The organism is Pseudomonas sp. LD120 (assembly GCF_009861525.1).
Classification (GTDB): Bacteria; Pseudomonadota; Gammaproteobacteria; order Pseudomonadales; family Pseudomonadaceae; genus Aquipseudomonas.
Genome location: NZ_WVHL01000005.1, coordinates 3,183,715 through 3,206,150, shown reverse-complemented (window position 1 = coordinate 3,206,150; position 22,436 = coordinate 3,183,715). Strand labels below are relative to the sequence as shown.

The following is a 22,436-nucleotide window of genomic DNA, read 5'->3' as shown; positions in this document are numbered from 1 at the left end:
AAGAGGCCTTTGAGCCTTGCAGCGAATCGGCTGGCAAGCCAGCTCCTACACAAGCCAGCGCCCACAGTGGGCGGGCTTGCCCTTCAGGCCCAGGCCAGCACCAGCAAACCGGCGCCCAGCACCACGCACAGCGGGGAATAGAACAGGGTGTCGAGACGGGCGAACTTCGAGTCACGCACCTGCTTGAAGAACCCCACCAGTTCGGAGTCGCCGATGGCCCGGGCGAACATCAGCAAGGCAATGGCGCTGATCACCCATTGCAGGGACGGATGGGTCACGGTCGGCAGATAGAGCCCGACCCGCAGGCACACCAGCATGGCCACCAGCAGCAGCCCCACCGCCACCAGCAAGGAGGCCAGGGCAGGAGGCTGAAAGGCCGGTTGGCTCTGCCCGGGAAGCGGCCCCGGCACCTGTGGAATCACCGCATCGCTGCCGCGCTTGCCTCCGGCAGCCCAGTACAGGTGGACCAGGCTGATCAACAGAAAAATGCCAGCCATCCCCTGTGCAAGCAGAAGGTTCATGTTCAGACGTCCTTGTAAAAAAGTCGTAAGGAGAATGGACTCGATTGCACGTTTTTGTAAGTGCGTTCGTCGCCTCGATGTTAAAGTGCCGCCCCATGAAATTTGCCCGCACCGATCGCTCACTCGTTGCCTGGATGCTGTATTGCTGCGTCCTGTTCAACGTGTTCGCCTGCAGCATCGGTCACGGGCAGATGCTCGGCCTGCAACTCAACGGCATCGGCGGCCAGTTCTGCAGCATCGAGCCCAGGACCCAGGCGCCGTCGCAGCAGCCGGCTGACCAGGACTCCTTGCCCACCCTGTCCAAGGCCTTTGGTTGCCCGCTGTGCTCCACCGGCGGCATGGGGCCGGCACTGAACACCAGCGTCACCCTGGCGCTGTTGCCCCAACCCCAGGCGCCGCCGCTGGCCCGCCAGCTTCAAAGCCCTCTTCCCCTCCGTTTCACCTGGCCCCCGGCCCATCCTCGGGCACCGCCTCTCGCCTGACTCTTGCTCGTGCTCAACCGGCCCACTGTGCTGTCGCGCAGCGCGCGTTCGTGGGCCTTTTCCTAGACAAGAATTCAGGATGCACCGATGAAACACCTTCCTTTACTGGCGAGCCTGTTGGGCTGCCTGTGTGCTGACGCCTGGGCCCAGAACGGCCTTGAGCTGGCCCCCACCACCATTGGCGCCGACGAGCCGGACGCCGAGCCCGGCCTGAACCTGGAGCAGTCCAGCGGCATGGCCTCGCGCCTGGGCCTGAGCCTGCGGGAGACGCCGGCCTCGGTGGCTGTGGCCAGTCGCCAGGACCTGGAGCGCCGTGGCGACCGCACCTTTCAGGACGCCGCCAACGCCCTGCCCGGGGTCAACGCCAGCGCCCCGCCGGGGTTTGGCGGTTTTGTCTCCTACCGCGGCTTCACCAGCAGCCAGATCACCCAGATGTTCAACGGCATCAACGTCGCCACCGGCCTGGCGCGGCCGGTGGACGCCTGGATCTATGACCGGGTGGAACTGGTGGGCGGGCCCTCGTCGCTGATCAACGGCGCCGGCTCCGTGGGCGGCTCGCTGAACTACGTGACCAAACTGGCGGAGCGGCGTGAACAGGCGGTCGAAGGCCTGCTCGGCTACGGCAGCTACGACACCACGCAGACCGCCTTCGGGGTCAATCATGCCCTCAGCCCGGCCGGCGCCGAGGTGGAGCACTACGCGCGCTTCGACGTCAGCCACAACACCAGCAACGGCTACATCGACCGCCAGGAACGGGACGCCTGGAGCCTGGCCTTTTCGCTGCTCAGCGACCTGAGCCCGGAGCTGTCGCACACCCTGGCCGTGGAATACCAGGACGAGCACGAAGACAGCCCCTACTGGGGCACCCCGGTGCGCAACCCCAAGGCCGGCGAGCTGAAGATCGACAAGCACAACCGCTTCAACAACTACAACGTCGCCGACGGCCTGTACGAGCAGCGCACCGTGTGGCTGCGCTCGATCATCGATTACCGGATCAACCCCAGCACCACCTTGCGCAACACCCTCTATCACCTGGACAGCCAGCGCGACTACCGCAACCTGGAAACCTACCAGTACAACGCCGACAACAGTCGGGTGAACCGTTCCACCGCCTACCTGGTGCGGCACCAGGGCCAGCAGGACGGCAACCAGTTCGAACTGCGCCATGACGATCAATTGTTCGGCCTCGACACCACCTGGTCCGGGGGCTTCGAATACAAGGTCAACAGCAGCACCAACTCACCGTGGAACGTGCCGGCCAGCCACAGTGTCGACCCCGGCAACTTCCAGCCGGGGTACTTCTATGACCTGAAGGGCACCCGCCAGCGCTGGGTCAAGGACAAGACCAACCAGGTCACCACCCGTGCCCTGTTCGTCGAGAACCGCCTGGCCTTGAGCGACGAGCTGTCGCTGCTCAGCGGCCTGCGCTATGACGCCATCGACCTGGACCTGACCAACCACCGGGTGATCACCGCCAGCAACCCGCGACATCTCAAGCGCGGCTGGGAGCCGGTCACCGGGCGCCTGGGGCTGACCTGGCAGTTCCTGCCCAGCGCCAACGTCTACGTGCAATACAGCACGGCCGCCGAACAGCCCAGCGGCACCCAGAACTTCGAGGTATCCACCGGCAAGCAATGGGAAGTGGGCAGCAAGTTCGACTACCTGGACGGACGCGGCTCGGCGACCCTGGCCGCGTACCGTATCGAACGCAAGGACTTTGCCGTCACCGATCCCCTGGACCCGGCCAACAGCATCCCCGTGGGCCAGCAGAGCTCCAGGGGTATCGAACTGGCCAGCTCGCTGCGGGTGACGCCCAAGCTACTGGCGCAAGCCAACTTCGCCTGGGTCGACGCCGAATATGCCGAGTTCAACGAGAAAATTGCCAGCGGCGCGGTGGTCTCGCGCCAGGGCAACACCCCGACCAACGTCCCCGAGCGGGTGGCCAACCTGTGGTTGACCTATGACCTGGCCCCGAGCTGGCAAACCGGGGTCGATGCCCGCTACGTGGCCTCGGTGTACGCCGACAACGCCAACACCCTGACTCTGCCCGCCTACACCCTGTACGGCAGCTTCCTGCGCTACCGGGTCGACAGCCACACCAGCGTCACCGGCCGGGTACGCAACCTGACCAACGAGGTCTATGGCCAGTTCGCCCATGTGTCCCCGGCGTATTACCTGGGCACCCCGCGAACCTTCGAGCTGGCGCTGCAGACCCGTTTCTGATGCGGCGTGACCCCGTGGCCGGCTGCCCAGCGAAGGCGATCCTGGGACGGCGCATGCCTTGCCGGCCTCTTCGCCGATAAGCCGGCACCTATGGGAATATCCTGCGCTGCCGGGGCAAGTCTAGGTGCTGGCCGGCCAGCGAAGGCGGTCCCGGAACGGCGCATGCCTTGCCGGCCTCTTCGCCGATAAGCCGGCACCTATGGGAATATCCTGCGCTGCCGGGGCAAGTCTAGGTGCTGGCCGGCCAGCGAAGGCGGTCCCGGGGCGGCGCATGCCTTGCCGGCCTCTTCGCCGGCCAGCCGCGTCCTACATCAGGGCGGCGGCGACTTTGGCGGCGACGTCCTGGGGCACCCAGGCGCGCCAGAGCTCGGGGTGTTGCTTGAGGAAGGCGCGAGCCGCGTCACGGGGAGCGCTGTGGTTTTCGCTCATCTGCGCCAGGGCCTGGTTGAGGGGCTCGATGGGCAGGTCGACCTGGCTAAAGAAACTCACCAGTTGCGGGTACTGCTGGTGAAACGGCGCGGACACGCCAATCGACAACTTCGAGGCCAGGGAACGGGTCGGACGCGGGTTGGGGTTGCTGGCGTCGGTCAGGGTCTTCCAGGCCTCGGCATCAAAGGGTGGCTCTTGCAGCTGGACCAGTTTGAAGCGCCCCAACAGCGGCGTCGGTGACCAGTAGTAGAACAGGATCGGCTTGCCCCGACGGATCGACGAGCTGATCTCCGCATCCAGGGCCGCGCCGGAGCCACTGCGAAAGTTCACGTAGCTGTCCTCCAGGCCATAGGCTTTGAGCTTCTGCTGGTTGACGATTTCCGAGGTCCAGCCGATCGGGCTGTTGAGGAAACGGCCCTTGTCCGGACTTTCCGGGTCCTTGAACACATCCTTGTAGCGAGCCAGATCCGTGACGCTGCGCAACTCCGGCGCCAGCGGCTTCAGGCCTCTGGCAGGATCGCCCTTGATCACGTACTCCGGCACCCACCAGCCTTCGGTGGCGCCCTTGACTGTGTCCCCCAGGGCCAGCACCTTGCCCTCGGCCTCGGCCTTGACCCACACCGGGCTGCGCCCCGCCCACTCTTCGCCAATCACCTGGATATCGTTGTTGGCCAGGGCGGTTTCCAGGGTGATGGTGGTGCCCGGCAGTGTATCGGTGGGCAGGCCATACCCTTTCTCGACCACGATCCGCAGGATCTCGGTGATCAGGCTGCCGCTCTCCCAGTTCAGGTCGGCGAAGTGAATCGGCGCGGAGGCCGCTGTCACCGGTGGTGCGTTCAAGACGGCAAAGGCCAACAGGCTGCTGGTCAGCAGCGCTCGAATTCCTTTCATGGGGTGCACCTCTCGGATCGTGACCAGGGCAAAAGGGACACACCACACACAACTGCCAGGTCCCTGAAGCATTCAGTCAACTGACTGTAGTAGAGGTTCCGCATTTTCAACCGAGGGCGAGCCCCGGATCGACCATCAAGGCTCCGCCGGCTCCTGCAGGCGCTGCAACTCGCGGCGCACCATGCTGGCGTAAGCCGCCGGGCGCAGGTGGTATAGCTGGCCGGCCACCCAGTTCAGCCAGGCGCCCTGCAAGCGCGCTTTCTCGGCGAACAGGCGCTGAGCTTCGTCACTCGCGGCCTGCTGGTGCTGCTGGTGAAACTCGGCGCGGTCCTGGCTCATCACTCGCTGGCCTTGAAGCTCATCAGTTCGCCCTTGCGAAATTTGGCGGCCTTGGCACAAACCGCCTTGAGGGTCTTGGTCAGGCCTTCTTGCAGTTGCTCGTTGGCGGCAAAAACCATCACCACGCTATGACCTTCCTTGAAGACGATCCCCTCGCCCAAAGGACTGCTGACAAAGGCGTAGTCACCCAAGCCATAGACGGTCAGTTTGATCTCGCGAAAGCGGATCTCCAGCTTGCCGCCTTCGCGACTGGGCAGCACCGCCGCGCGAAAATGATCACCGACCTTGAGTTCCAGGCGCGGCTTATCGTCCACCACCAGCGCCGTCTCGGTATCGATCTCGGCAAGATAGATGCCTTCGGCAGATTGTTCGGTGATGTAGACAAAACGAGATTGAAACTGCTTGACCAGCTTTGCGCGCAAATCACCCAATACGAACAGCGCATGCATTTCAAGATTACTTACTGCCAAGGAACACTCCCCGATACTCAAAATGATGCCGTCCTAGAAAAAACGGACAGCACAAAAAACCGCCATGGCGGCGTACTCACCCCAGTCAGTCATCCATCTAGTCACTCAAGTGAACCTGGCACTCCTTCGGCCAAAGCGCTTGCAACAGTGCCGGGCAAGGGGTACTTCGCCGCTGCATCAGGCACATGTGAAGGCTGAAGGAGTTGGTTCTGACAGCCCGAAAATCACCGCAACGCGCAGTCGGGGAAGAGCGCCTAGACGAGCCAGAAGGCCGCGCGCGCCCTGATGATTAATCCCCGGATCAGCCGCTATTTCAGGTTGCAGACGCAATTCTAGAGCAACTTTGCCGGTTTCGACTATTTAATGCGAAGAGGCACTTCTTCCCTGGCCATTCATGCAAACCAGGTTTATGCCGTACATCCACTCATATTGCCCCGCGTCCGCCGTTCAGCGGCCGCTATTCTAACCCCTGTCGTTGCATGGCGGCGCGCGATACTGCCGTTGTTGAGCATCAGAAGTTTCAGTTTGGCTCGCCAGACTAGTCGCCACCTAAAATCAAGGTGACATAACTCAGCCCACCACCACGCAACAACTGCCATACTCCGCCACTGGTTGAATGAGCGCGTCACGCGCTCGTTCAAGCACTCACTCATCTCCAAGGGAAGGCTAGAAGTGACCGAACTAGATATTGGCGAGTTTTTCATTCGTGGCGAGTGCAGAGAAGTCGAAGGCGAGTTCCAGGCCGTGATTGCCATGCGCGCCAAACCTCCACTGAACCAGATCAGCTTCCATCAAGTGGAACGCGACCGCTGGTTCAAAACCTCTGATGAAGCCGCAAGCGCGGCCAGGGAATCCGCCAAAGCCCTCAAGCAAGCCATCGACCAGGGCGCCCTGAACCTCTGATCCCCGCCGCGCCGGTCATGGATACGGCGGCGCGACCGATATAAAAGGCGAGATCCGTTTTAAGAGCATCACGATGATTAACTTAAATCCACGACTCGCCTGGCCCAACGGTTCCCTCCACTCACGGTACCGCGACGCTGAAGGCGTCCGACGATGGCGAAACCCCGGAACTGAGCCGCTCCAGCGCGAAAAGCGAAGCCGAGGCGCTGTTGCTGACAAAGTAAAAACGCATTCGTCAGTTGAAACAGCAGATCGTACAACCGCAGCTAACACTCCTGCGGGCCAAGGCCGGGCTGGCGACGCTCAATGAGACCCACTCAGGTTCCGCAACCCATCAAGCCATGGCGCTGCCTTCAGCCCAAGCTCAAGTCATGGCCTAGTCCAGGATCCACAGCGGATTATTTCAGGCCCTGAGAGCACCCAGGCCTGGCCCTGGAGTGCCCGGCGCCGGCCCTCAAGCCGAGTGCTTCAGGTATCGCTCGCCCTGGCAACCCGCCAACTGCGCCTGCCAGGCTCGCTGGCACTCTTCGGCCTCGGCGCGACTGGCGAAGGCGGTGCCACGCTGCTCACCATTGACCAGCACCACCCAACAGGCTTTGCGCCCCTGGCCCCTTAACGTGCGCGGCACGCCACTGCCAATCATCACTGCCACATCGACTTGACTGCACATGGAGACACCTCCAGGAAGTTTGTTAGTTACCTAACGATGTCGGCATGTTAATGATTTGCCCGGTCCTGAAACAGCCTGTTTGTGCACATTTGCATTACGCCCCCGGTAACAATCCGCGCGCTCAGCGAGCCGGTTGCGACGGGGCCCGTTCGGGTTTGTAGCCCAGTCGCAAGCCACCCCAATGCCGCCCTTGCACCATGATGGGCACCGACAGGTCGTGCATCAGCTCGCCGGTGTCGCGGGTATAGGTTTGCAACAGCAATGGCTGCTGGTGACTGCCACAACGGATGCCGGTGCGGTCGGCGAACTTGCGTTTACTGCGGTTATGCAGGTTGTCCACCTGAAGATCACCGGTCAGCGGCTGGGAGAACACCGTGTTGTGGGTTGGCACATAGCCTTCCTGGGTACAGGCGATGGCGAACACCAAGCCATCGTGGCGTGGCAGCAAGGATTCCTGAATCGCTGGCAGGACCTGATCGGTGTAGCGATCGAAACGGGTCTGGTACCTGGCCGGCTGGGTGTTGGCAATCAGTTGGTAGTTGCGATCGAACAGGTCGTCGAGGCTGATACGGTTTTCTGCCAGGTCGGTTTCGAACTGCTGGCTGATACGCCGGGCGCCTTCTCGGGCCAGGTCATAGATGCGCTGGTGGTAATCATCCAGGCCCACCGCGGCCAGGCGCTCACTGATGGTTTCCGCCTGCCCTTCCATCTGTACCGCTGCCTGGGCCAGGCTGCGGGTCTGCTGGTCGCTGATGGCCAGATCGCTGCGCATCTGTTCCACGGCATGGAACAGGCTGTCCAGTTGTTCGCGATTGGTCTGCGCGCCTCGGGCGATCTCACTGACTTGCCCCTCCACCCCCGCCGCCAGCCGAGCGATGTTGTCCAGATGCTGCCCGGTGTGTTCCACCTGCTCGACCCCCAGGTTCAAATCATCGGACAGTTGGCGGATCTGCTCGACGACCTCGGCGGTGCGTTGCTGAATATCCGCCACCATCACCCCGACTTCATCGGTGGCCGTGGCGGTGCGCCCGGCCAACCCGCGCACCTCGTCGGCGACCACGGCAAAACCACGGCCGTGCTCTCCGGCCCGCGCCGCTTCGATGGCCGCGTTCAAGGCCAACAGGTTGGTTTGGCTGGCGATGGACTGGATCACCAGCGTCACCCGCTGGATCTCCTCGCTGCGCTGGCTCAAGGCTTCGATCAGCTCACGGCTGCCATTAGCCCGCTGGCTCAACAAGTGCATGCGACTGATGGACTCCTTCAACACACTGCGCCCCTCGGCACTGCTGGAGTGGGCTTCGCTGGCGGCACTCAGGGCTTGCTGACTGAGCGTGGAGGTGGCCTCCTCAGTCTTGATCATCACTTCGGCGCTGCCGACGATGAGCGCTGCGGCGTCAAGCTGCGATTGCAGTTTGTCCGCCAGTTGCGCCACCGAATAGGCCACGCCGGCAGCGGACAGTGCATTGTGGGTAGTGCTGTAGGACAAGTCGCGGGTCAGCGCCGACAACGGATCATCGGCATCCGCGCAGGAGGTGTTGGCGGCTTTGCGCGTTCGCAATCTGGGCAACCAGACCACCAGCACCGCCAGCGGCAGGCACAGGTACAACGGCCAGCCACCCAACGCCTGAGCGCCAAGCAGGACCATCAGGGCCAGGGTCTGCAAGGTCGGAGTCCACCAACGGGCGGCTTCGGGTGTTGCCAGCGGTTGCGCGATCGGCACCGCTAGAGATCCATCTCTTGACACGTTTATCACCCCGTATTGTTCTCATTTTTTCAGCATTAAACGCCATCAGAACGCCATTAACCATGATCCCTTAGTAGGAGCAACAGCGGCGGAAAAAGGCATGCGCGAGCATTATTCAGAGTATTGAGGGGCAGGTGTTGCAGCAGATCAAGAGAAGTGGCGGCCGCGATGCGGATGCCGGGGAGAGGCTGATGACGGGAGTTTGCTCCCGCTCCAGTGCGCAGCGCTGGCATGGCCACGCACTCGGAGAAGGACGGTGCTTGAAACGCTTGCGGCCTACAGCTCAACGCTGGCCGCTGCCGCTATCAAGCTTGACGCTGGTGCTTGTCGATCTGCTCGTGACGCTCTTGAGCTTCGATGCAGTACTTGGTGGTCGGGCTGATCAACAGGCGCTTGAGGCCGATCGGCTCGCCGCTGTCGTCGCACCAGCCGAAGCTGTCATCACTGATGCGGCCCAGGGCCTGCTCCAGTTGCGGCAGCATGCGCTGGTCGCGATCAATGGCGTTGACCAGCCAGGTGCGCTCTTCTTCGACGGAAGCGGCGTCGGCCGGGTCAGCCGGGGTGTCCAGGCTTTCAATGGCGATCCGGTTCTGTTCGATGCGCTCGTGGGTTTCCACCTTCATGGCTTGCAACAGGTCGCTGAAAAAAGCGTGCTGCTCGGCATTCATGTAGTCATCCGCCGGCATGGCCAGCAACTTTTCCTTGGTCATTGATTTCTCTATAAAAAATACGTGCATTAAGGCGAATTCAAACGGTTTCCGGTTGACCCGTCAGGTCATCAGAAAGGCGCCATACCTTCCAAGCGCCACCCGGCACTCAATTTACGAGGGGCGGCAGTCTAAGGCCGGTTTGAGGGCGCAGCAACTGAAATGACAGCGAATCTGTCCGACAAACCGCACAAAGCCCGTAATTACGGGCTTTGCTGGTACTTATCGGAGTGCGTTTATAACAAAAAATTCCATAACCGTAGGCCTGTTAGAAGACAAACGGCAGTACCGGACGGCGGATTCGAGCTTTTTACCGCCCTTTTTCAGCCCCCAAATCGACGTGCCGGCGAACAGGCCGGCACGCTTTTCATGCGCTGGCGGGCGCCTTCGCCGGCAAGCCCACGGCGGCGGCAGGCAGGCGCATCAACGCTTGAGTTTGCGCTTGTTGCGGTACTGGTCGATGACCACCGCCGCGACGATGATCAGGCCCTTGATGATGTCCTGGATGTAGGCATCGACCCCGACAAAGGTAAATCCGCTGGCCATCACCCCAAGGATCAGCGCACCGATCACGGTCCCGGTGATGCGCCCCACCCCACCGGCCAGGCTGGTGCCACCGATCACTGCCGCGGCAATCGCATCCAGCTCGTAGGACATGCCCATCCCCGCCTGCCCGGTGGCGGCCCGGGCCGAAGCCACTACCCCGGCCAGTCCCGCCAGCAGCCCGGCAATGCTGTAGACGATCACCAGATGACGCTTGACGTTGATCCCCGAGGTGCGCGCCGCCTGCATGTTGCCGCCGATGGCGTAGGTGTACTTGCCGTACTTGGTGTAGCGCAGGGCGATATGGAAGATCAGCGCCACCACCAGGAAAATCACCACCGGCATCGCCCCGTGACCGATGGCGGTGTAGTTATCCGAGAGCATGCTCACCGGCTGCCCCTCGGTGTAGTAGCGGGCCAGGCCACGGGCCGAGACCATCATGCCCAGGGTGGCGATAAAGGGCGGAATGCCGGTGATGGCGATGATGCTGCCGTTGATCGCCCCCGCCAGCAGGCCCACCCCCAGCCCGGCCAGCACCGGTATCCACACCGGCAAGTCGGTCAGGGACGGGAACACCGCCCGGGAAAAGTCCGAGGTCTGCGCCAGGCTGGCGGCAATCATCGCCGACAGCGCCAGCACCGAACCCGAGGACAAGTCGATGCCCGTGGTGATGATCACCTGGGTCACGCCGATGGCCAGCAGGCCGATGATCGACACCTGCAGGATCATCAGCACCAGGCGCTGGGAATTCATCAGGAAGCTCTGGTCACGAACGATCCAGCCGAACAGCTCGAACACCAGGCCGATGCCGATCAGGACCAGGAAAATACTCAGTTCGGTGGGAAAGCGCCGGCGCGTTCTGGCGGGCGCCGCGGCCGGTTTGTTTTCAGACATCACGTTCATAACCACTCACCTTTGTTATTGCCTGGACCGCGGCGCGTCACAGCGCCGACAACCGTCATCGATTGAAGAATCAGTGCAACGCCGACATACCGGAGGCCAATTGCATCACCCGTTCCTGGGTCGCCTCGCTGCGGTCGAGGGTGCCCATGAGCTCACCTTCGTGCATGACCATGACCCGATCGCTCATGCCCAGCACCTCGGGCAGCTCCGAGGAAATCATGATCACCGCCATGCCTTCGCTGGCGAGGAGGGAGATCAAGCGGTAGATCTCCGCCTTGGCCCCCACATCAATGCCCCGGGTTGGCTCATCGAGAATCAGGATTCGCGGGTTGGTCATCAGCCAGCGCGCCAACAAGGCCTTCTGCTGATTACCCCCGGACAGGGTGTCGATGCATTGCTCCAGGGACGGGGTCTTGACCCGCAGCTTCTTGCACATGTCTTCGCATAAGGCGCGCAGGGCCTTCTGCTGGACGAAACCGCCGCCGGCGTACTGGGGCAGCACCGCCACTTCCATGTTTTCCAGGACCGACAGGCACGGGAACAGCCCGCTGAGCTTGCGATCCTCGGTCAGCAGGGCAAAGCCCTTCTCGATCGCCTGGTGCGGATCGCCGATGCGCAAGGCCTGGCCGTCGAGGACCATCTCGCCGGCGTCGCAGGGGGTGATGCCGAACAAGGTTTCGGCGACATTGGTCCGGCCCGAGCCCATCAGCCCGGCGATGCCGAGGATCTCCCCGGCATGCAGGTCGAAGGACACCCTGTCAAATACCCCCTCCAGGCGCAGGTCGCGGACCCTGAGCAGCAGTTCGCCGACAGGCTTCTCGCGCTGGGGAAACAGCTGGCTCAGCTCGCGCCCCACCATCATCGAGATCAGGCTGTCGCCGTCCAGGCTGTCGGCCCGTTGCAGGCCGATATAGGCACCGTCGCGGAACACCGCCACCTCATCGGCGATGGCGAACACTTCGTTCATTTTGTGGGTGATATAGATGATGCCCTTACCCTGGGCCTTGAGGTCGGCAATGATCGAGAACAGGTGCGCCACCTCCTTGTCGGTAATGGCCGAGGTTGGTTCGTCCATGATCAGCACGTCAGAGTCGTAGGACACCGCCTTGGCGATCTCCACCATCTGCCGCTCGGCAATGCTCAGGTTGCCCACCTGCTCCTCGGGGTCGAGGTTGATGCGCAGGCGTTCCAGCAACTGCGCGGTGCAGCGGTGCATGGCGCGGTGATCGACCAGGCGCAGGCCGTTGAGCTGTTCACGGCCGATCCAGATGTTCTCGGCAATGCTCATGTGCGGCATCAGGTTGAGTTCCTGATGGATCATGGCGATGCCCGATTGCAAGGCCTGCAGGGGCGTCTCGAACACCACCGACCGGCCCTTGAGGCGCAGCTCGCCGGCGTCCGGCGGATAGATGCCGGCGATGATTTTCATCAGGGTCGACTTGCCGGCGCCGTTCTCGCCCATCAGCGCCAGCACCGTTCCCGGGCGTACCCGCAGTTGCACATCGGACAGGGCGACCACACCGGGAAAGCCCTTGCTGACGTTGATCACCTCCAGCAGATAGGGTTCTTCACTCGATGGGGCGGCAGGCTGGATGCCCGCCAGCGGGGAGCTCAAGGCAGTCGCGCAAGAGAACATGATCAAGTACTCCATTGGCAAGGCTGCCCGGGGCGCCTTGCCACTTATTGTTGTTAGAGCCTGTTCACGATCTGCTGCGCTTCGCTCATGCGGCGTTTAGCATGGCGGCCTGAGCGGCGCTCGCTGGATCGTGAACCGGTTCTTATGGAACAGCTTTGGAAGGTGAGCGGCGTTACTTGAACTGGTCGACGTTGTCCGGGGTGATCAGGCGATACGGTACCCACACCGCCGATTCCACCGGCTCATGCTTGATCATCTTCAGCGCGGTATCGATGGAACCGTCTGCCTGGCCCTGGGCATCCTGGAACACCGAGAGCGCCAGATCGCCCTTCTTCACCGCACGCAGGCCATCCGGGGTGCCGTCGACACCGGCGATCAGCACACTGCCCTTCTCGACCCCGGCCTGCTTCAGTGCCATGGCGGCACCAATGGCCATTTCATCGTTGTTGGACACCACTGCGTCGAACTTGCGGCCCTGGGTCAACCAGTCGTTGACCAGGGTCATGCCCTTGTCCCGCAGCCAGACCCCGGTCTGTTCCTGGTCGACCTTGATCCCCGGGTACTGGGCCAGCACCTCCTTGACGCCCTTGGTGCGGTTGAGGGTGGAGTTGTTCGCCAGGTCGCCCAGCAGGATCACGATGTCGCCCTTGCCGCCCATTTTGTCGGCCAGGTACTGCATCTGCATCTTCCCGGCTTGCAGGTCATTGGAGGCCACGGTCACCACGCCCTTGGGCAGGTTCAGGTCATCCGGGCGGCGATTGACGTACACCAGGGGGATGCCGGCCTTGACCGCAGCCTCGGTGATTTTCCGGGTGGCGGCGGTGTCCACCGGGTTGATCACGATCGCGTCGACGTTCTGGCTGATGAAGTTCTCGACCTGGCTCAATTGCTTGACCACATCGCTGCGGGCGTCTTCGAACTGCAGTTTGACGCCATCGGGCAGGGACTGGGCTTTGTGATCCATCGACTCGCGCAGATAGGTCAGCCAGGTGTCATCGAACTGCGACATGCTCACGCCGATCTTGATGTCGGCGAAGGCGGCCCCGCTGACCAGCCACATCGACAGTGCAAGCGAGGCAAAACGGATCTTGGTGTTCATCACAGGTCTTTCTCCACATTCTTGTAGGTTTTATGGATAAAGCGCGGAAACAGCTCAGAGCGGCAGACGCACGAGGGGGGCGCCAGGAACGCAGCACAGCAGAGAGCCGTTACGTTCGACGCACAGAAAGCCGAGGCAGGTCAGGAGGACGGTAGAGCGGCTGGGCCGAGGTGAAACAGCGGACCGTGCACAGGAAGGGCGAAACAGCGAACGTACAGCGAGGACAACGCAACTGAAGGTTTTCATCGACGGTACCTGTTTGTTTTTGTGGGTCGGTGCGCACCGTCTCAAGGCGTGCTTGAGGGGTTTGCGACCTAGCTAGTCGGCAACCTGGAAACGACTTTATTGGAAAATAATTTCTATATCAACTCATTTTAGAATTTTATTCTAAATCTGCACATCCCTCCACAGACCTCGCCATGGACACCACCCGTGACTGCTGCGCGCTCAAGCGCGCGGCGTCTAGCACCTGGGTCGTGGCCAAGGCTTCGGCAGCCGTCACCGGCAACCCGCCCTCGCCTGCCAGGGCCTGTTGCAAGCGTTGGTAGAACTGATTCCAAGCGCCCCGTTCCGAGGCCACGCGCTCGCGTTCACCCCCTTGCTCGAACCAGCCCCAGCGTCGATGCTCCTCCACCCCCCAGCGCTCGCCCTCGGTTTTCGGCGAGCGCCCGGCCACCAAGGCCTGTTCCTGACCGTCGAGGCCGTCGACCGTGTAGCAACCGGCGCTGCCACTGACCCGAAACCGCGGCCCCTGAGCGTTCTGCAGGCAACTGCCCGATAAATGCGCAACCACACCGCTGACGTGGGTCAGAGAGACGAAAAAGCCGTGGTCGACCACGGCTTCTTCTGGGCTGTATTGCAGCTCGGCATAAACCCGAGCCACCGGCCCGAACAACTGCAGGGCCTGGTCCACCAGATGGCTGCCCAGGTCCCGCAGGAAGCCACCGCCACTGGCATTGCCCACGGCGTGCGGGGCATAGCGCTCGACCCGCGACTCAAAGCGGCTGATCCGCCCCAACACGGCGCTATCGATGAGTTTGCGCAAGGTCAAAAAATCCGAATCCCAGCGCCGGTTCATATAGACGCTGAGCGGCACCTGACGTGCCGCGGCGGCCTGGATCATCCCCTCGGCCTCCGCCGCATCGGCGGCGAAGGGTTTGTCGCTGACCACCGCGATGCCCCGCTCAATGGCCTCCAGCACCAGGGCCGGACGCCCGTCCAAGGGCGTGGAAATCACCAGGACATCGACCCCCGCCTGGGCCAGTTGGCCGATGCTGTCGAACACCGCAACCCCCGGATGATCCTCGGCCAGCAAGCGCCGACGCTCTGCGCTGCGGGTCACCACCCCGACAAAACGCGTCCCGCCCAGACTGGCAATCAGTGGTGCATGAAAATGACGACCGCCATGGCCGTAGCCCACCAGACCTATACGCATACACTCTCCATCCATTCATTCCCCACCATCGCCTCCCTCACGCCATCCCTCGTAGGAGCTGGCTTGCCAGCGAAAGCGTCCTCAAGACATGCACAGCATCCACAGGCCCTTTCGCCGGCAAGCCGGCCACAGGGTGGGGTTAGCCGTAGAAGCGCGGGCGCTCAGGCAGCTCGACCTTGACGATCTGGCCGCTGTCCTGCGCTTCAATACAGGCGTCGGCCGCCACGGCGGCGGCAAAGCCGTCCCAGGCCGAAGGCCCGCCTACCTGGCCGGCGCGCACGCCGTCGATAAAGGCCTGCAACTCGACGTCATAGGCGGCGATAAAGCGGTCCTTCCAGTCCATCAGAATCGCGTTGGACAGCTTGGCCTCGCTGCGCAACTGCACCTGGGACGGCTCCGGCAATCGGGCGACGCCGCTCTCCCCCACCACTTCGCACTGGATGTCGTAGCCGTACTGGCAGTTGACGAACACCTCGACGTCGATGCGCGTGCCACGGGCGGTTTCCAGCAGCACGATCTGCGGGTCGCGCAAGTGGGCCAAGGCCTTGCTGGTCTTGCGCGGGAACACCACCTGCACCGACACATAGTCGTCGGCCAGCAGCCAGCGCAGCACGTCCAGTTCGTGGATCAGGGTGTCGGTGATGGCCATGTCGGTCTTGTAGTTCTCCCCCACCCGCGGGTTGCGGTGGGCGCAGTGCAGCATCAGCGGCTCGCCGATCTGCCCGCTGTCGATCACCGCCTTCAAGGCCTGGTAACCGGCATCGTAGGGGCGCATGAAACCCACCTGCACCAGGCGCTTGCCGTGGGCGATTTCGGCCTCGACGATGCGCCGGCAGCCGGCGGCGGTCACCGCCAGGGGCTTTTCACAGAACACCGGCTTGCCCGCGGCAATCGCCGCCAGCACGAACTCCTCGTGGCTCGGGCCCCAGGAGGTGACCAGCACTGCCTCGACGTCCGCCGCCTTGATCAGCGCGTGGCCATCCGAATAGACCTCGGCGCTGAGCTTGAGGTCGCTGACCACCTTGGCCGCCGACGCCAGGTTGATGTCGGTGACCGCCACCACCTGGCTGCCCAGCAGGGTCTGGCTGCAACGACGGATGTGATCCTGGCCGATGGCCCCGGTCCCGATAACCCCAAGTTTCAAAGACATGCAGATACTCCTGTTGTTGTGCGTTGCAGAGCAATCAGTACTGCCGGGCCTGGGCCAGGCGTTGATTAAGGGTCTTGGCCGCCGCATCGGTGCGCGCGCTGGTGGACACCTGGGCCACGCCCACCCGCCACCAGGACAGGTAGCTGTGGATCATGGTCTTGGGCAGGACCTTGATGTCGATCAGGGTCGAGACTGTCTGGGTCCGGGCATCGGCCAGGGCCGCCAGCAACTGCTCCTCGTTGCTGACCTTGTAGGTCTTGCAGCCGTAGGCGGCGGCGCTCATGGCGAAGTCCACCGGCACAAAGCCGCCGTCGAGCTTGCCGCTCTGCGGGTTGCGGTAGCGGAACTCGGTGCCGAAGCTGTCCATGCCGTGGCCCATCTGCAGGTTGTTGATGCAGCCGAAGGTCATGTTGTCCAACAGCACCACGTTGATCTTGCGCCGCTCCTGGATCGAGGTGACCAGCTCCGAATGCAGCATCAGGTAGGAACCGTCGCCCACCAGGGCGTACACCTCGCGATCCGGCTCGGCGAGCTTGACCCCCAGAGCCGCGTTGACTTCGTAGCCCATGCACGAATAGCCGTATTCCACGTGGTAGGTGTTGACCCCCTTGCTGCGCCAGCTGCGCTGCAGGTCGCCGGGCAGGCTGCCGGCGGCGGCGACGATGATGCCGTCCTCGGGCAAGGCCTGGTTGAGCAGCCCGAGCACCCGGCTCTGGGTCAGGCAGGAACCGGTCAGCTCGATGAATTCGCGCAGCACCGCCGGGTCCAGGTGGTCGTTGATCTCCGGGACAAAACCGTCGTCCTGGTATTGCACCTGATACACCCGGTCGACCTCGGCCTGCAATTGCGCCTTGGCATCAGTGATCTGCCCGCCCCAGGCCGCCCGGTAGCCGCTGCGGCCCAGGGTTTCGCTCAGAGCCTGCAAGCCGGCCTGGGCATCGGCCAGCAGTTGCACGCCCTCCATCTTCAGGCTGTCGCCAGGGCAGACATTAAGGTTGAGAAATTGCACCCCGGGGTGCTGGAACAGCCATTTCGACGAGGTGGTGAAATCGCTGTAGCGGGTGCCGACACCGATGATCAGGTCGGCGTCCCGGGCCAGCAGGTTGGCCGCCAGGCAACCGGTTTCGCCGATCCCGCCGACGTTCAGCGGGTGCTCGGAAACCACCGCGCTCTTGCCCGCCTGGGTTTCGGCAAAAGGAATGTCGAAGCGTTCGGCGAAGGCCTGCAAGGCCCGGTTGGCCCCGGAGTACTTGACCCCGCCGCCGCAGATGATCAGCGGCTTGCGCTTGCCTTTGAGCAGCGCCAGGGCATCGCCGAGCATGGCCTCGGTGGCCGGGCGGCGGTCGATGCGATGCACCCGCTTGGCGAGGAAGGCGTCCGGGTAATCGTAGGCTTCACCCTGCACATCCTGGGGCAATGCCAGGGTCACCGCGCCGGTTTGCGCCGGGTCGGTGAGCACGCGCATGGCGTGGATCGCCGCGCTCATCAGTTGCTCGGGCCGGTTGATCCGGTCCCAGTATTGGCTCACGGCCTTGAAGGCATCGTTGGTGCTGATGCTCAGGTCATGGAACTGTTCGATCTGCTGCAGCACCGGATCCGGCTGGCGGCTGGCGTAGACGTCCCCCGGCAGCAGCAGCAACGGAATGCGGTTGGCGCTGGCGGTGGCCGCCGCCGTCAGCATATTGGCCGCGCCGGGGCCCACCGAGGAGGTGCAGGCGTAGATCTTGCGCCGCAGGTGCTGCTTGGCGAAGCCGATGGCGGCGTGGGCCATGCCCTGCTCGTTGCGGCCCTGGTGCACCAACAGCTCGCCACTGTCCTGCTCCAGGGCCTGGCCCAGGCCGAGCACGTTGCCGTGGCCGAAAATGGTGAAGACCCCGGCAATGAACTTGCTCTGGACCCCATCCACCTCGACGTATTGGTTATCGAGGAATTTCACCAGGGCCTGGGCCATGGTCAAGCGTGTCGTACTCATGGTTTGCACCTTAATGTTGATGTGTCGCCCACACTCCGGTAGGCACTGGCCTGCCAGCCAAAAGACCTTCGAGACTTGCGCCCCCTGTGGGGGCCGCTTCGCCGGCAAGCCGGCGCCTACTACAACCCGATCTCTGCTTCAGGCCAGGGATTTTTGCAGGTGCCCGATGCTCGCGACGAGCGCCTGCCGGATGTCCGCCAGCCCGTGCACGCTCTCGGCAAACGGCTCGAACGACAGGTAGCCGCTGTAGCCACGGCTGCGCAAGGTGTCGATCTGCGCCGCATTGCCGAGGATGTCCGCCTCGCCCACCAGCACCCGATGGCGGTCGCGAATGCGGTTGAGCGGCGCTTGGCGGTCCTCGACCCCGGAGATGTGCACCAGCCCGGTCAGCTCGGGAAACAACTCATGCTCGCCGGCCAAGTGGTGGTGGAAGGTGTCGTGCACCAGGCGCAACACGTCCAGGCCGCCGGTGGCACGGATCGCCTCCACTGCCGTGCGCTTGTGGCGCAGCGCGCATTCCTCAAAGCCCAGGGGCTCGATAAACCCCAGCAGGCCGTGATCCCGCAGGATCGGCGCCAGCGCGCTCAAAGCGCTGCGCAAACCGCTGCTGCGCTGGGCCTCGGTGCGCGGATCGGTAGGGTCATTGAGCGGGCACAGCACCAGCCCCTCGGCGCCGCAGGCACGGGCATAGGCGGCAAGTTTCAGGGCCTGCTGGCGACGCTCGTCATTCCACACATCGAAGGGGTACAGGGCGTTGATCGACAACACCTTGAGTCCCTGGGCCGCGCACAATTCGCGGACCCGCTGCGGCGGCGTGCCGTCCTCGATTTCCACGCCCGCAAGGTCATTGCGGATCTCAATGGCATCGACCTTCAGCGTCACCGCCAGGTCGATAAACGCCGGCAGCGACAAACGCGGTGCAACCATACGATTCAGGGCGAAACGCAGGGGCTGGCTCATTCTTCTTGTTCTCCAAAATCCATCGCGTCGAGACCGTTACTGGGCGGTCGGCATGCTGAACTCCGGGCCCATGGCAATGCTCTCGGGCCAGCGCTGCATCACGCTCTTGTAGCGGCTGTAAAAGCGCAGGCCCTCCTCGCCGTAGGCATGGTGATCGCCGAACAGCGAACGCTTCCAGCCACCGAAGGAATGCCAGGCCATGGGCACCGGAATCGGCACGTTGATGCCCACCATGCCGACCTTGATGGAGCGGGCAAAGGCCCGGGCCACGCCGCCGTCGCGGGTGAAGCAGGACACACCGTTGCCGAACTCATGGGCGTTGATCAGCGCCACCGCGCTGGCAAAGTCGGGCACCCGCACAATGCCCAGCACCGGCCCGAAGATTTCCTCGCGGTAGATGCTCATCTGGGGGGTGACGTGATCGAACAGGGTGGCGCCGACAAAAAAGCCCTGCTCCGCCCCTGGCACCTTGAAACCGCGCCCGTCCACCAGCAGCTGCGCGCCCTGGGCCACGCCCTGGTCGATAAAACCCTCAACCCGGGCCTGGTGTTCGGCGGTCACCAGCGGCCCCATGTCGCTGTCGCTGTGCAGACCGTTGCCGACCTTGAGCCGGTCGATGCGCGGCAACAGCTTGGCGATCAATTCGTCGGCCACCTCGCCCACCGCCACGGCGATGGAGATGGCCATGCAGCGCTCGCCGGCCGAGCCGTAGGCCGCGCCGATCAGCGCGTCGGCGGCCTGGTCCAGGTCGGCGTCGGGCATCACGATCATGTGGTTCTTGGCCCCACCCAGGGCCTGCACGCGTTTGCCTCGGGCGTTGGCCTGCTGGTGGATGTACTCGGCAATCGGCGTCGAACCGACAAAGGAAATCGCTTCGATGTCCGGGTGCTGGAGCAAGCCGTCCACCGCGCTCTTGTCGCCCTGGACCACGTTGAACACCCCTTCGGGCAACCCGGCTTCGGTCAGCAAGCACGCCAGCAGCAGGCTGGCGGACGGGTCGCGCTCGGACGGCTTGAGGATGAAGCAGTTACCGGTGATCAGGGCGATGGGGATCATCCACAGCGGCACCATCACCGGGAAGTTGAACGGCGTGACCCCGGCGCACACGCCCAGGGGCTGGCGCAGGTTCCAGTTATCGATGCCGCCACCGATGTTGTCGCTGAAATCGGTTTTCAACAGGTTCGGCGCGCCACAGGCGTATTCGACGATCTCGATGCCGCGGGTCACTTCGCCCATGGCGTCGGCCAGCACCTTGCCGTGCTCGCGGGTGATGATCTGCGCCAGCGCCTGGTGGTGCTGGTCCAGCAGTTCCTTGAACTTGAACATCACCCGCGCGCGGCGCAGAGAGGACTGCTCGGACCAGGCCGGGAACGCCTTCAGCGCCGAGGCCACGGCTTGGTCCACGGTCTGCTGGCTGGCCAGCGCCACGTGGGCCTGGACCGCGCCCGTGGCCGGGTTGAACACCGGACTGAGACGCTCGCCGGCGTCCTGCACCTGGCCGCCGATGTAATGACCTATTACCGGGGTGTCGCTCATTGTTCTTGTTCTCCGTAAAGGGTTGCCGTCTGAGTTCGGCGCTTCAGAGATCCAGCAGCCAGCTGTGCTGCGGGTCGTTATGGAACTGCCAGACCCGCTTGGGCCCGGCCATGACGTTCAGGTAATAGGACTGGTAGCCATAAGGCACGCTGACCGGGTGATAGCCCTTGGGCACCACCACCAGGTCGCTGTTTTCCACGGCCATGGCCTGATCGATGCTGCGGTCGTCGGTGTAGACCCGCTGGAAGACGAAGCCCTGGGGCGGATGGACCTGGTGGTAATAGGTCTCTTCCAGAAAACTCTGGTGCGGCAGGTCATCGGTGTCGTGCTTGTGCGGCGGGTAGCTGGAGGAATGCCCGGACGGCGTGCGCACCTCCACCACCAGCAGGGAATGGGCCGGCTCGCTGTCGGGCAGGATGTCGCAGACATAGCGGGTATTGGCGCCCTTGCCGCGCACGCTGCGCTTGCACTGCTCCGGGCGGATCAACCGTGGGCTGAGGCCGGCGTCGGCATCACCCGGGGCGGCACACAGGGCGATCTGCACCTCGCTCAAGGCCGTAACCTGAGCCTGGCTGCCCGGCGGCAGGTAGGCGGCAAAGGGCGCTTTGTCTTCGAACACCGATTGCCGGTCCCCCAGGTTGTCCCACTGGAAGGCGCCCTGGGGCGCTTGGCCCTGCACATCGATGCGGCCACTGAGCAGCACCAGGCACAGCTCCTTGTCGCCCGCGCTGATTGGCAGGTGTTCCCCCAGGCTCAGGCGATAAGCCTTGAAACCCACGAATTCCAGGGCGCCCTCTGGCAACTGGACCAGGGTCCGTCCCTTGGCCGCGCTTTTAATCAACAGGCTCATTGGGCAGCACTCCTGCGTTGTACAGTGGCGTCCAGCAGGGCCCGCAGGGTGTCGTAACCTTTTTTCGCATAGACGTAGCTCGGCGCCACGGCCGGGTCCTGCTCGGCTTCCACCACCAGCCAGCCCTGGTAGCCCGCGTCCAGCAGCACATCGAGCAAGGCGGCAAAATCGAGGTCGCCATCGCCGGGCACGGTGAAGGTGCCGTTGACGATGCAATCCGGAAAGCTCCACAGGTTGTTGCGCGCCAGTTGCACCACCGGCTTGCGCACGTCCTTGAAATGCACGTGGCAGACGCGGTGGATGTGCTTGCGCAGCACCTCCAAAGGTTCGCGGCCGCCCATGTAGCAATGGCCCGAATCGAACAGCAGGCCGACTTCCTCGCCGCTCAGGCGCATCAACTGGTCGATGTCCGCCGGGGACTCAACGTAGGCGCCCATGTGGTGGTGATAGGCCAGGCGCACGCCCTGGGACAGGGTGAAGCGCGCCAGCGTCGTGAGTTTGTCGGCGTAGTCCTGCCAGGCCTGGGCGCTGTGGAAGCGCGGACGTTCGATCAGGCGTACCGGTGAACCCTGGATCGAGTCGGCCACCTCGCCGTAGACCAGCACCGAGGCGCCGTTGTGCTTGAGCAACTGGACGTGACTGGCGATGGCGTCGATTTCCTCGGCCGCCGAACGCCGGGCCAAACGCCCGGAATACCAGCCCGACACCAGCGCCAGCTCATAGGGGCGCAACACCGCGGCCACGCCCTGGGCGTCCTTGGGGAATTTACCGTTGAGTTCAAAGCCTTGGTAACCGATCTCCCGGCCTTCACTGAGAGCGGTACTCAGGGGCGTTTCACCGCCCAGGGCCGGCAGGTCGTCGTTGCTCCAGGAGATCGGGTTGATGCCAATTCGGATCGCGGGCATGGCTGCACCTTTTGTTGTTGTTCGAATAAAGGGTGAAAACGACCCCGCCGACAGGGGCTTCCTGCGGC

General features: G+C 63.4%; 20 protein-coding genes. 3 read left to right on the top strand and 17 right to left on the bottom strand.

Going from position 1 to position 22,436, the window contains the following annotated elements; all coding sequences use genetic code 11:
- Positions 1–83 precede the first annotated feature (83 nt).
- Positions 84–521 carry a DUF3995 domain-containing protein gene (locus PLD_RS29130; protein WP_159898140.1) on the bottom strand — a complete coding sequence of 146 codons (438 nt, stop codon included), beginning with the start codon at positions 519–521 and terminating at the stop codon, positions 84–86.
- A gap of 95 nt (positions 522–616) precedes the next feature.
- On the opposite strand from PLD_RS29130, the gene PLD_RS29125 reads away from it, so the two are divergent.
- The gene (locus PLD_RS29125; protein ID WP_178116222.1) at positions 617–1,003 is read left to right on the top strand and encodes a DUF2946 domain-containing protein; all 387 of its coding nucleotides are present in this window, start codon (positions 617–619) and stop codon (positions 1,001–1,003) included.
- An 87-nt stretch (positions 1,004–1,090) separates the two neighbouring features.
- A complete protein-coding gene (locus tag PLD_RS29120; protein WP_159898139.1) occupies positions 1,091–3,226 on the top strand; it encodes a TonB-dependent siderophore receptor in 2,136 nt (711 codons plus the stop codon).
- A 306-nt stretch (positions 3,227–3,532) separates the two neighbouring features.
- Here the strand turns inward: PLD_RS29120 and PLD_RS29115 are convergent, their stop codons facing one another.
- The 3 genes from PLD_RS29115 to PLD_RS29105 all read right to left on the bottom strand — a co-directional run bounded on the left by PLD_RS29115 (position 3,533) and on the right by PLD_RS29105 (position 5,355).
- Complete coding sequence (locus PLD_RS29115; RefSeq protein ID WP_159898138.1) at positions 3,533–4,546, bottom strand: ABC transporter substrate-binding protein; 1,014 nt, start codon at positions 4,544–4,546, stop codon at positions 3,533–3,535.
- Positions 4,547–4,681: 135 nt separating this feature from the next.
- Positions 4,682–4,885, bottom strand: a complete 204-nt coding sequence (locus PLD_RS29110; RefSeq protein WP_159898137.1) for a hypothetical protein — start codon at positions 4,883–4,885, stop codon at positions 4,682–4,684.
- The gene (locus PLD_RS29105) at positions 4,885–5,355 is read right to left on the bottom strand and encodes a hypothetical protein (RefSeq protein ID WP_159898136.1); all 471 of its coding nucleotides are present in this window, start codon (positions 5,353–5,355) and stop codon (positions 4,885–4,887) included. Before PLD_RS29105 ends, PLD_RS29110 begins: the two co-directional genes overlap by 1 nt.
- Before the next feature lie 672 nt (positions 5,356–6,027).
- Between PLD_RS29105 and PLD_RS29100 the strand changes: the two genes are divergently transcribed.
- A complete protein-coding gene (locus tag PLD_RS29100) occupies positions 6,028–6,258 on the top strand; it encodes a hypothetical protein (protein WP_159898135.1) in 231 nt (76 codons plus the stop codon).
- A gap of 454 nt (positions 6,259–6,712) precedes the next feature.
- On the opposite strand, the gene PLD_RS29095 is transcribed toward PLD_RS29100, so the two are convergent.
- From PLD_RS29095 to iolE, 13 genes are all read right to left on the bottom strand, one after another.
- Complete coding sequence (locus PLD_RS29095) at positions 6,713–6,928, bottom strand: hypothetical protein (RefSeq protein ID WP_159898134.1); 216 nt, start codon at positions 6,926–6,928, stop codon at positions 6,713–6,715.
- Between the two features lie 121 nt (positions 6,929–7,049).
- The gene (locus tag PLD_RS29090) at positions 7,050–8,672 is read right to left on the bottom strand and encodes a methyl-accepting chemotaxis protein (protein ID WP_159898133.1); all 1,623 of its coding nucleotides are present in this window, start codon (positions 8,670–8,672) and stop codon (positions 7,050–7,052) included.
- A 305-nt stretch (positions 8,673–8,977) separates the two neighbouring features.
- Positions 8,978–9,382, bottom strand: coding sequence for a TraR/DksA family transcriptional regulator (locus PLD_RS29085; RefSeq protein WP_011060892.1), 405 nt, complete (start codon positions 9,380–9,382; stop codon positions 8,978–8,980).
- Between the two features lie 420 nt (positions 9,383–9,802).
- Positions 9,803–10,825 (bottom strand): ABC transporter permease, encoded by a 1,023-nt coding sequence (locus PLD_RS29080; RefSeq protein ID WP_159898132.1) that lies wholly within the window; start codon positions 10,823–10,825, stop codon positions 9,803–9,805.
- 70 nt (positions 10,826–10,895) lie between these two features.
- A complete protein-coding gene (locus PLD_RS29075; RefSeq protein WP_159898131.1) occupies positions 10,896–12,461 on the bottom strand; it encodes a sugar ABC transporter ATP-binding protein in 1,566 nt (521 codons plus the stop codon).
- A 172-nt stretch (positions 12,462–12,633) separates the two neighbouring features.
- Entirely contained in the window at positions 12,634–13,560 is a 927-nt protein-coding gene (locus tag PLD_RS29070) for a sugar ABC transporter substrate-binding protein (protein WP_159898130.1), read from the bottom strand.
- Positions 13,561–13,942: 382 nt separating this feature from the next.
- Positions 13,943–14,995, bottom strand: a complete 1,053-nt coding sequence (locus tag PLD_RS29065) for a Gfo/Idh/MocA family oxidoreductase (protein WP_159898129.1) — start codon at positions 14,993–14,995, stop codon at positions 13,943–13,945.
- Between the two features lie 139 nt (positions 14,996–15,134).
- Positions 15,135–16,145: a Gfo/Idh/MocA family protein gene (locus PLD_RS29060; RefSeq protein ID WP_159898128.1), complete on the bottom strand. Its 1,011-nt coding sequence runs from the start codon at positions 16,143–16,145 to the stop codon at positions 15,135–15,137.
- 34 nt (positions 16,146–16,179) lie between these two features.
- Positions 16,180–18,117: a 3D-(3,5/4)-trihydroxycyclohexane-1,2-dione acylhydrolase (decyclizing) gene (gene iolD / locus PLD_RS29055; RefSeq protein WP_159898127.1), complete on the bottom strand. Its 1,938-nt coding sequence runs from the start codon at positions 18,115–18,117 to the stop codon at positions 16,180–16,182.
- A 138-nt stretch (positions 18,118–18,255) separates the two neighbouring features.
- Positions 18,256–19,077: a TIM barrel protein gene (locus PLD_RS29050; protein ID WP_159898126.1), complete on the bottom strand. Its 822-nt coding sequence runs from the start codon at positions 19,075–19,077 to the stop codon at positions 18,256–18,258.
- 36 nt (positions 19,078–19,113) lie between these two features.
- Positions 19,114–20,613 (bottom strand): CoA-acylating methylmalonate-semialdehyde dehydrogenase, encoded by a 1,500-nt coding sequence (locus tag PLD_RS29045; protein ID WP_159898125.1) that lies wholly within the window; start codon positions 20,611–20,613, stop codon positions 19,114–19,116.
- A gap of 43 nt (positions 20,614–20,656) precedes the next feature.
- A complete protein-coding gene (gene iolB / locus PLD_RS29040) occupies positions 20,657–21,463 on the bottom strand; it encodes a 5-deoxy-glucuronate isomerase (RefSeq protein ID WP_159898124.1) in 807 nt (268 codons plus the stop codon).
- Positions 21,460–22,368 (bottom strand): myo-inosose-2 dehydratase, encoded by a 909-nt coding sequence (gene iolE / locus PLD_RS29035; RefSeq protein ID WP_159898123.1) that lies wholly within the window; start codon positions 22,366–22,368, stop codon positions 21,460–21,462. Before iolE ends, iolB begins: the two co-directional genes overlap by 4 nt.
- Positions 22,369–22,436: the final 68 nt, after the last annotated feature.